At 31.0% G+C, this 10,232-nt stretch carries 10 protein-coding genes and 1 tRNA gene; all 11 read right to left on the bottom strand.

The genetic code is table 11. The features are described 5' to 3' along the window. Position 1: 1 nt before the first annotated feature. Positions 2-1,195, bottom strand: coding sequence for an elongation factor Tu (tuf, locus tag BUB33_RS12080; RefSeq protein WP_072976718.1), 1,194 nt, complete (start codon positions 1,193-1,195; stop codon positions 2-4). Between the two features lie 106 nt (positions 1,196-1,301). Beyond that, positions 1,302-1,377 (bottom strand) — tRNA-Thr (locus BUB33_RS12075). A gap of 45 nt (positions 1,378-1,422) precedes the next feature. After that, positions 1,423-2,079: an RNA polymerase sporulation sigma factor SigH gene (sigH, locus tag BUB33_RS12070; protein WP_072976716.1), complete on the bottom strand. Its 657-nt coding sequence runs from the start codon at positions 2,077-2,079 to the stop codon at positions 1,423-1,425. Positions 2,080-2,155: 76 nt separating this feature from the next. Beyond that, complete coding sequence (locus BUB33_RS12065) at positions 2,156-2,686, bottom strand: NYN domain-containing protein (protein WP_072976714.1); 531 nt, start codon at positions 2,684-2,686, stop codon at positions 2,156-2,158. After that, the gene (gene rlmB / locus BUB33_RS12060) at positions 2,679-3,416 is read right to left on the bottom strand and encodes a 23S rRNA (guanosine(2251)-2'-O)-methyltransferase RlmB (RefSeq protein WP_072976712.1); all 738 of its coding nucleotides are present in this window, start codon (positions 3,414-3,416) and stop codon (positions 2,679-2,681) included. The genes BUB33_RS12065 and rlmB overlap by 8 nt, the downstream gene beginning before the upstream one ends. A gap of 182 nt (positions 3,417-3,598) precedes the next feature. Beyond that, positions 3,599-4,357: an FAD-dependent thymidylate synthase gene (gene thyX / locus BUB33_RS12055; RefSeq protein WP_072976709.1), complete on the bottom strand. Its 759-nt coding sequence runs from the start codon at positions 4,355-4,357 to the stop codon at positions 3,599-3,601. A 13-nt stretch (positions 4,358-4,370) separates the two neighbouring features. Beyond that, positions 4,371-4,796 (bottom strand): Mini-ribonuclease 3, encoded by a 426-nt coding sequence (locus tag BUB33_RS12050; RefSeq protein WP_072976706.1) that lies wholly within the window; start codon positions 4,794-4,796, stop codon positions 4,371-4,373. A gap of 3 nt (positions 4,797-4,799) precedes the next feature. After that, positions 4,800-6,197: a cysteine--tRNA ligase gene (gene cysS, locus BUB33_RS12045; RefSeq protein WP_072976703.1), complete on the bottom strand. Its 1,398-nt coding sequence runs from the start codon at positions 6,195-6,197 to the stop codon at positions 4,800-4,802. 62 nt (positions 6,198-6,259) lie between these two features. Further along, positions 6,260-7,744 (bottom strand): glutamate--tRNA ligase, encoded by a 1,485-nt coding sequence (gltX, locus tag BUB33_RS12040; protein ID WP_072976700.1) that lies wholly within the window; start codon positions 7,742-7,744, stop codon positions 6,260-6,262. A 348-nt stretch (positions 7,745-8,092) separates the two neighbouring features. Beyond that, entirely contained in the window at positions 8,093-8,260 is a 168-nt protein-coding gene (locus BUB33_RS16105) for a hypothetical protein (RefSeq protein WP_159429195.1), read from the bottom strand. 223 nt (positions 8,261-8,483) lie between these two features. Continuing rightward, on the bottom strand, positions 8,484-10,208 hold the full coding sequence (locus tag BUB33_RS12035) for a proline--tRNA ligase (protein ID WP_072976699.1): 1,725 nt from the start codon (positions 10,206-10,208) through the stop codon (positions 8,484-8,486). Positions 10,209-10,232: the final 24 nt, after the last annotated feature.

Here is a 10,232-nt window from a genome sequence, read left to right as displayed (position 1 = left end):
ATTATTCAAGAACTTTAGTTACAACTCCTGCTCCTACTGTTCTTCCACCTTCACGTATAGCAAATCTTAGTCCTTCTTCCATTGCTATTGGTGTGATTAATTCTATACTAAATCTTGCGTTATCTCCTGGCATTACCATTTCTACGCCTTCTTCTAGTTTTATATCTCCTGTTACGTCTGTTGTTCTAAAGTAGAATTGTGGTCTATATCCATTAAAGAATGGTGTATGTCTTCCACCCTCTTCTTTTGATAGTACATATACTTCTGATTCGAATTTTGTATGAGGTTTTATTGATTTTGGTTTTGCTAATACTTGACCTCTTTCAATTTCGTTCCTTTGTACTCCTCTTAGAAGTGCTCCTATATTATCTCCTGCTTGTGCTTCGTCTAGTAGTTTTCTAAACATTTCTACTCCTGTTACTACTACTGTTCTTGCTTCTTCTGATAGACCAACGATTTCTACGTTGTCTCCTGTTTTTACTACTCCTCTTTCTACTCTTCCTGTTGCTACTGTTCCTCTTCCTGTAATTGAGAATACGTCTTCTACTGGCATTAGGAATGGTTTGTCTGTATCTCTTTCTGGTTGTGGAATGTATTCATCTACTGTTTCCATTAGAGCTACTATTTTATCTCCCCATGGTCCATCTGGTTCTTCTATTGCTCTTAATGCTGAACCTACTGTTATTGGTGTATTATCTCCATCAAATTCATATTCGGATAGTAATTCTCTTACTTCCATTTCTACTAATTCAATTAGTTCTTCGTCATCTACCATATCTTGTTTGTTTAAGAATACTACTATCTTTGGTACTCCTACTTGTCTTGATAATAAGATATGTTCTCTTGTTTGTGGCATTGGACCGTCTGCTGCTGATACTACTAAGATTGCTCCGTCCATTTGTGCTGCTCCTGTTATCATGTTCTTTACATAGTCAGCGTGACCTGGGCAGTCTACGTGTGCATAGTGACGGTTTGCTGTTTCATATTCTACGTGTGATGTTGAGATTGTTATTCCTCTTTCTCTCTCCTCTGGTGCTTTATCTATGTTGTCATAGCTCATTACTGTTCCTGAGCCAAATCTTTTGTTTAATACCATTGTAATTGCTGCTGTTAATGTTGTTTTTCCATGGTCTACGTGTCCTATGGTCCCTATGTTTACGTGGGGTTTAGTTCTTTCAAATTTTGCTTTTGCCATTTCAATTTTCCTCCTTAATTATATTAATAACTTTTACTTTCCTTAAGCTTTCTCAAGGAAGATATCTAAGAAAACTCACCCTGGCGTTTCTTATCTTCAAAAATCTTGGAGCCCACGACCGGACTCGAACCGGTGACCTCTTGCTTACCATGCAAGTGCTCTACCTCCTGAGCTACGTGGGCATTTTTTCTCACTGCTAGTTATTTTACTATTTCCCTTAAAGATTGTCAAGCCCAAGTTTCTACTTTGTCTTCTAATATTTTTTCTAATTTTCTCTTTACTCTCTGCAATGCATTATCAATACTCTTTACATGCCTGTCCAAGTCTTCCGCAATTTCTTGATAACTCATACCATTTACATAAGATATTAAAACTTCTAATTCTAATTCAGATAAAACCTCTTCCATTTTTCTTTCCATTAAATTCAAATCTTCCCTACTAATCATTAACTCTTCTGGATCTGAAGTTTTAAATCCTGAAATAATATCTAATAATGTTCTATCAGAGTCTTCATCATATATGGGTCTATTAAGTGAAATATAAGAATTTAAAGGAATGTGCTTTTGCCTTGTTGCTGTTTTAATTGCCGTAATTATCTGCCTTGTAATACAAATTTCTGCAAAAGCTCTAAAAGATGTAAGCTTGTCCCTATCATAATCACGTATTGCTTTATAAAGTCCTATCATACCCTCTTGAATAATATCCTCTTTATCTGCTCCAATCAAATAATAAGATCTAGCCTTTCCTTTTACAATGCTCTTATATTTATACATTAGGTATTCCAGTGCAATAGCATCATTATTTTTGGCTGCCTCTACAATCTCTTCATCTTCCATAAATTCATACGTAGACAATTCCAAGCATTTATGTAACTCAAGTTGCACTAAGTATCCCCCCAGTTTATACTTTAATTTAAATCACTTTTATTATATTTAATACTTATATATTAGTCAAGGCTATTCAATCTTTACTTATTATTTTATTCAGCCTATCTATTGTTTTCTCATCTAATCTTCCTAATAACAAATCATTTTTTTTGTTTTCTAAATTGTTTTTACGCTTCATCAACTTTTTTTCATTAAAAATTTCCATTTCTAATTCTCTAGCTGAAATCCTAGTACCTCCCCGTCCAAGAATAATTTGTTGTTCCATCCAATCCGATGTGGCTACTCTTACTCTTTTTATTCTACCAATCTCATCTAATTGTTTTTCGATATATTGGTCTGCTGTTTCGTTTTCTTTTGTGTATATAACCTTTAATCCATTGTAGTTCTCTTTAGTTCCACAATTGCCTTTTACCAAATGTGCATCAAATACAATTATCACTTCGATTCCAGAATAATGCTTGTATTCTGTCATAATCTCTATAAGCTCATTACGAGCTTCCTCTAAGTTTTCATTTTTAAGCTTATTAAATCTTTCCCAGGAGTTAATGATATTATAGCCATCAACAAAGAGATACTCTTTAACTCTTTTATTCTTTTTAGCCATGGCTTTGTCTAACTACCTCATATATCAAAATAGACGCTGCATTAGAAGCATTCAAAGAAGATATCTTACCTAGCATTGGTATTTTAACTAATACATCACATTTTTCTTTTACAAGCCTTGATAGACCTTTACCTTCATTTCCTATTACTAATCCTATAGCTCCTCCTAAAGAAGTATTAAAATGATAATCAGCCCCATTCATATCTGCACCATAAATCCAAAGACCTTTGTCTTTTAATTCTTCAATTGCATTTACAATATTGTTTACCTTAGCTACAAGCATATGCTCTACTGCACCAGCGGAACTTTTATATACTGTTTGATTTATCTGAGCAGAACGTCTCTTAGGAATAATTATTCCATGTACTCCTGCACATTCTGCTGTTCTAATTATAGAGCCTAAATTATGAGGATCTTCCAATCCATCTAAAATTACAATAAAAGGAGGTTGATTTCTTTCCTTTGCCCTATTAAGAATATCCTCTATACTTGAATAAGTATAAGAAGTAACTAATGCAACTACTCCTTGATGAGCATTACCATCTGACAAAGAATCTAATTTATTTTTATCTACTTGCTGTATTACAATGTTTCTATCTTTTGCTATTCCAATTATTTTATTTATAGAACCTTGAAGTTCTCCCTTTAAAATATATAGTTTTTCTATTTCTCTATCTGCCTTTAGTATTTCTAAGACAGGATTTCTACCAACTACATATTGAAAATCCATTCCTATCACACCTTTCTGCAAACCTAGTGAACAACTAATAGATATTCACCATATTTATATTTTCGCTCTTGATTATTTACTATTCCACAGTCTCACTGCATAAATTCATTTTATCATTATCATTCCCATGAATTTGGCCTTCGTTGCCTTTGACCTACTAAAGCTTACTAGCCTTCCCTAAGTTAGGTCATAAACTTCTCCCTTACTTCAGATATCTTCCCACAGGTCATCTTGCCTTCTGGACATGGTCCATTTATACAGCCTGGCCCAGCATTTTTAAATAATGTAGGATAGATTTTTTTCACTTCAATTAACATTAAAATAGCAAGTTCTCTTATTTCCCATTGAGCTCTATTGCAACATCTAAGTTTGAAAAAGTTCATCAAAGACCTTGCATTCATAGTAAATACTATTTTAGTTTCACAGGCATTCGGAAAAATATATCTTGCATCTTCAATAGATTCTTTTTCAGCTTTGTTTCTTGCTTCTTTTTCATTGTAATTAAGGTTTATATATTTACTATAATACTCATTAAATAATAAGTTTGATATTTCATTATAATTTTTTTGATCTTCCTTCATGGCATTTTCAAATATTTCCCTAGCTCTTTTATTATTAGCAATAGCTGGGGGAATTATATATTCAAATTGCTCAAGTTTTACATATCTTTGTGATTGTTGAGAAAAACTGGCAATTCTATGTCTAACCAATTGGTGGGTTAGGGTACGAGATACACCTTCAACTCCAAAGGTAAAAGTAACATGTTCAATAGGACTTTCATGATTTAAATCCATTAAAAGAGATAAGAATGATTCAACCTTCTCTTCATTTAAACTCTCTTCTATTTCATTTACGCCTATGGGAGAATAGCAAAGTCTAGCAGCTGCTGCAATTAGCTTTTCACCATCTGGTGTATATCTTAAAAGTTCCACTTTAACCATTCCAATCCCTCCCTTACTTATTGATTTCTATATTAGATACTAATTCAAATAATTCTTCTATTCTACTATCCTTGCCCATTAAATAGAGATAACCAATTAAAGCTTCAAATCCAGTAGCATATTTATAATCTATCATATTGGCATTTTTAGGCATAGTATTAGTCTTAGCATTTCTACCTTTTTTAACTATTATTTGCTCTTCTTCAGTAAGTACATCATCCAAAATATGCACTATATTAGCTTGGGCCTCCGCTCTTACATATTTAATAGTTGATTTATGAAGCTCTTTAACCGATAGCTTTTTTTCAAGCAAATAAGTGCGAACAAATAATTCATATACTGCATCACCTATGTATGCAAGTTGCAGAGGAGATAACATAGTTATATCCTCTGCATTTAATTCTGTATTCATCTTTCTAAATAAATTATTTTCTCCCATAATCTATATACGTTTCCATTTCACCCCTTCTTGGGTATCTTCTAAAATTATTCCTTTTTCTTTTAATGCATCTCTAATTTCATCAGCTAGTTTAAAGTCTTTATTTTTCCTTGCTACTGTTCTTTTTTCTATAAGTTCTAGAATTTCTTCTTCTAAAATTTCTTCTTTTTTATGCAATATGCCAAGTACGTTGGCTAATTCTAATAAAATATTATAAACATTTTCAACTAATTCTCTAGATGCTCTTTCATTTAAATTTGAATTAGAAAACTTGACAATTTCAAATAACGACGCTATAGCATCTGCTGTGTTTAAATCATCTTCCATACTTTCGATAAATTCATTTTTATATTTCTCAACAATAGATAGTATCTCTTTTTCTTCCTCACTTAATTTTCTGTCTTCTGTTTTTTCAAGCAAATATTCTAAGTTTTTCTTTCCATTATATAATCTTTCTAAACCATTTTCTATCTGTTTCATTACTTCTCTAGTAAAGTTTATAGGAGATCTATAATGTGCAGACAATAAAAAGAATCTAAGAACTTCTAAATCAAATTCTTTTGCAATATCTTTCACCGTAAAAAAATTACCTAAGGATTTAGACATTTTTTGATTATCTACATTTAACATAGCATTATGCATCCAATAATTTGCAAAAGGTTTCTCTGTCAAGGTTTCTGATTGTGCAATTTCATTTTCATGATGGGGAAACTGAAGGTCTTCTCCCCCTGCATGTATATCTATAGTATCTCCTAGTAAGGTTCTAGACATAACAGAGCATTCAATATGCCATCCTGGTCGTCCTTTACCCCAAGGACTATCCCATGAAGGTTCTCCTTCTTTTGCTTTCTTCCATAATGCAAAATCCATAGGATTGTTTTTTTCTTCACTAACCCCAACCCTAGCACCACTAATTAAATCTTCAATATTTTTCTTGGATAGTTTACCATAATCTTTTGCACTCTCTATATTGAAATAAACATTACCATCTACATTATAAGCTGCACCCTTTTCTATTAAAGCTTCTATGAACTGAATCATTTGCTCAATAAACTCTGTTGCTTTAGGATGAATTGTTTTCTCTTCATATATATTTAATCCCTTGGCATCTTCTAAAAAAGCCTCTATATATCTATCTGCAATATCTTTAAATGTAGTATTTTCTTCATTAGCTTTATTTATAATTTTATCATCAATATCTGTAAAGTTTACAATGTACTTAACATTGTATCCCTTATATATAAAAAATCTTCTCAATGTATCAAATACTACCATTGGTCTAGCATTTCCAACATGTATATAGTTATAGACCGTAGGTCCACAAGTATACATACTTACCTGTCCATCTACTATGGGTACAAATTTTTCTTTTTTTCTTGTTAAAGTATTATAAAGTTCCATATGTCCCTCCTTTTATTATAGTGAACAACTATTCACCCTTAGTTATTCACTGATTTTATATATTAATTAATATAGTTCTTCATTACATAATCAATTCTTTTTAATATATTTTCTTTACCTAATAAAATCAATATATTTACGAACTCCGGTCCATGGGCTGTTCCTGTTAAAGCAACTCTAGCTGGCATAAATAAATTTTTACCTTTAACTCCTGTAGCTTTTTGTATAAGCTTCATAAATCCTTTAGCATATTCTTCATCTATCTCTTCTATATTTTTTAATTCTTCTTTAATAGCAGCTAGAACAGTACTTACTTGCTCTCCCTTTATTATTTCTAGAGCATCTTCCTCTATTATTTCTATATGTTCTTTAAATATAAATTCTACTTTTTCTACTACTTCTGCCATTGTATCTAAGCTCTCTTGAACTGTATGGATTAATAATTTTAACCATTCATATTTATATTGAACAAATTCATCATCAATAAAACCTGCTTCAATTAAATATGGAATAGCCATGTCCGTAATTCTTTCAACAGATGAGGATCTTATATAATGACCATTTACCCAATTTAATTTATCCTTGTCAAATATTCCACCAGTTTTTGAAACCCTTTCAAAAGAAAACTTTTCAATTAACTCTTCCATGGAAAGAATCTCTTGATTGTCTTCTGGACTCCAACCTACTAATGCTAAATAGTTAATTAATCCCTCTGGCAAATACCCCTTATCTCTAAAATCTTCTACAGACACATCTCCTTGACGCTTGCTTAGTTTCTTCCTATCTTTATTTAATACTGTTGGAAGATGAACATATATAGGTTTTTCCCATCCAAACACTTCATATAAGTAAATATGTTTCGGTGTAGATGGTAACCACTCTTCTCCTCTTACAATATGAGTTATATTCATTAAATGATCATCTACTACTACTGCCATATGATATGTTGGATATCCATCAGATTTTAATAAAACTTGGTCATCAACATCATCAGTATTTATTACTATATCTCCCCTAACTAAATCATGAAATTTCACATCATAATTTTGAGGTAATTTTAATCTAACTACATACTCTTCTCCATTAGCAATTCTTTTCTTTGCTTCTTCTAAGGATATATTTCTACAAAATCCATCATATTTAGGAACCAATCCTTTAATCTTTTGTTCTTCACGGACTTGTTCAAGTCTTTCTTTAGAGCAGAAACAATAATAAGCATACCCTTTTTCAATAAGTTCATCTACATATTTTTTATATATATTTAATCTTTCAGATTGAATATATGGACCATGATTTCCTTTTTGTACAATTTTACCATCTTCTACAAATACTCCTTCATCATAGTCTACACCAGCCCAATGCAAGGATTCTATTAAATTTTCTATGGCACCTTCTACAAATCTTGTCTGGTCAGTATCTTCTATCCTTAAAATAAACTTACCATTATTATGTCTGGCAAATAAATGATTATATAAAGCTGTCCTTAGTCCCCCTATATGTAAATACCCTGTAGGACTTGGAGCAAATCTTACTCTAACTTCTCTCAAAATGTACACCTCCTGAATTAATTACCTTCTATTATATCTCACTAATCTTTAAGTGTAAACTATTCACTTTAAATAAAAGGACTTCTATTATAGTAATAATAAATTATTTAACTCTTTTTTAATACATTTATAGACTTGATTTAAGTTTACATTTACAAAAATTATTCACTATAGATTATAATAAAAAATTCTATTAAAGGGAAATCAAAGAATCTTTCTCTTAGATTTTATGAACAAAACTCTATATTTAAAATATTAAGGTGGAAATTTTCTATTACTATAAAAAAATACTATATTAAAATCTTTAAGCATTAAGATTTCAATATAGTATTTCCCTTAAAAAAATTATTATTGCATTGTAAGTATTTTTGTTGTTTTCTCAATAAAATTAAGTTTCTTTTTTGAATGAATATTAAATTCTTCCTCAGTTATTAATTCCTTTTCTTTTAACTCATATAAAATGTCTATAATTTCTTCACATAATGTAATTAACTCGGTTTCTAATTCTATTAACATAGCAACCCTCCATTAATTATATAATATATCAGTATTTCATCACCTCATTGCTTCAATTGTTTTTTAGAAAAATTTATTAATTATTATAAATTATAAACTATAATATTAGGTACTTTTTATCTAGCTTATAACTAGCTATATTATATATATTCAACATTTGTTTAAAAACTCCTTCTTTTTTTATAAAAAAAAGTAAGACTTTAGTCTTACTTTTCCATTGTGTTTATATTTTTAATCCCGCTTTATTAAATTCATCTTTTATTAAAGATGTTAATTCATCTACACCAATCTCCAATTTTTCATCTTTTCCTCTTATGGAGTATTCCACAATTGATTCTCCTGCCTTTTTCCCTATAGTTATTCTAATTGGAATTCCTATTAAATCTCTATCTTTAAATTTAACCCCTGCTCTTTCATTTCTATCATCTAAAACAACTTCCAATCCCATTGAGTTTAATTCTTTATACAAACTTTCTCCTAAGTCTATTTGTTCTTCATTTTTTATATTTACAACAGTTATAATTATATGATAAGGTGCTACAACTAAAGGCCATATAATTCCATCCTCATCATGATATTGCTCAACAACTGCTGCTACAGATCTAGAAATACCTATACCATAACATCCCATTATAAATGGTTTTTCTTTACCATTCTCATCTAGGAAATTAGCCCCTAAAGAATCAGAATACTTTGTTCCCAATTGGAATATATTCCCTACTTCAATTCCTCTATCCATCTTTAATGACTTACCACATTTTGGACAGATATCTCCTTCTCTTACTAAAAGTAAATCATCTACTACTTCTCCAGTAAAATCTCTACCATAGTTCACATTCTTCAAGTGATAATCTGTTTCATTTCCTCCTACTACTAAGTTTTTCATTTTAGTAATTCTAGAATCAATTAAAAGTCTAACTCCTTTTTTCAAGCCAATAGGTCCAGTAAAGCCTTTATTAGCACCTGTTATATCTAATATCATATTTTCATCTGCCATCTCTACTTCATGTTCACCAACGCCTAAATAATTGCAGAACTTCGTTTCATTTAGTTCCCTATCTCCAGGAATTATAGCAACTACTGGTTTCCCTGATACATTAAAAACTAATGCCTTTGCAAAATTACTATGTTCTACATTAAAAAACTCTACCAATGCTTCTATAGTGGTTATATTTGGAGTATGGACTTTTTCTAGCTCTAATTCTTCAGACAAGTTTTCCCTAACTTTATATATTACCTCTGCCTTTTCATCAGTAGCAGCATAATCACAGTGGTCGCAATACGCTACAAGGCTTTCACCTACCTCGGACATTGCCATAAATTCATGGGATATCTTACCTCCCATAGCTCCAGTATCACCTTGAACTACTTTATATTTTAATTTTAACCTGGTAAATACCTTATCATATGCTTCCCACATTATTTCATAAGCTTTTTTCATACTCTCTTCATCTGCATCAAAACTATATGCATCCTTCATTATAAACTCTCTACATCTCATTAATCCAAATCTTGGTCTTTTCTCATCTCTATATTTAGTTTGAATTTGATAAAGATTTAGCGGAAGTTGTTTATAAGATTTTACCTCGTCCTTTATTAAATTGGTGAAATACTCTTCATGTGTAGGTCCAAGACAGAATTCTCTATCATTTCTGTCCTTTAATCTAAACATTTCTGGTCCAAAGTTTTCCCATCTTCCTGTTGCTTCCCATATTTCTTTTGGTTGAATGGCAGACATCAATAACTCCTGTGAACCTGCCCTATCCATTTCTTCTCTAACTATTTGCTCAACCTTCCTTATTACCCTATATCCCATTGGAAGGTAAGAATATACTCCACTAACTAATTTTCTCATCATACCTGATCTTAAAAGTAATTTATGACTTGCTATCTCCGCTTCTGCTGGCATCTCTCTTAAAGTAGGTATATAAAGTTTTGACATCCTCATAAAAATCACTCTCCTTATTTTAAA

It is taken from the genome of Tissierella praeacuta DSM 18095 (genome assembly GCF_900128955.1).
GTDB lineage: Bacteria > Bacillota > Clostridia > Tissierellales > Tissierellaceae > Tissierella > Tissierella praeacuta.
This window is presented reverse-complemented; position numbering and strand designations above follow the sequence as displayed.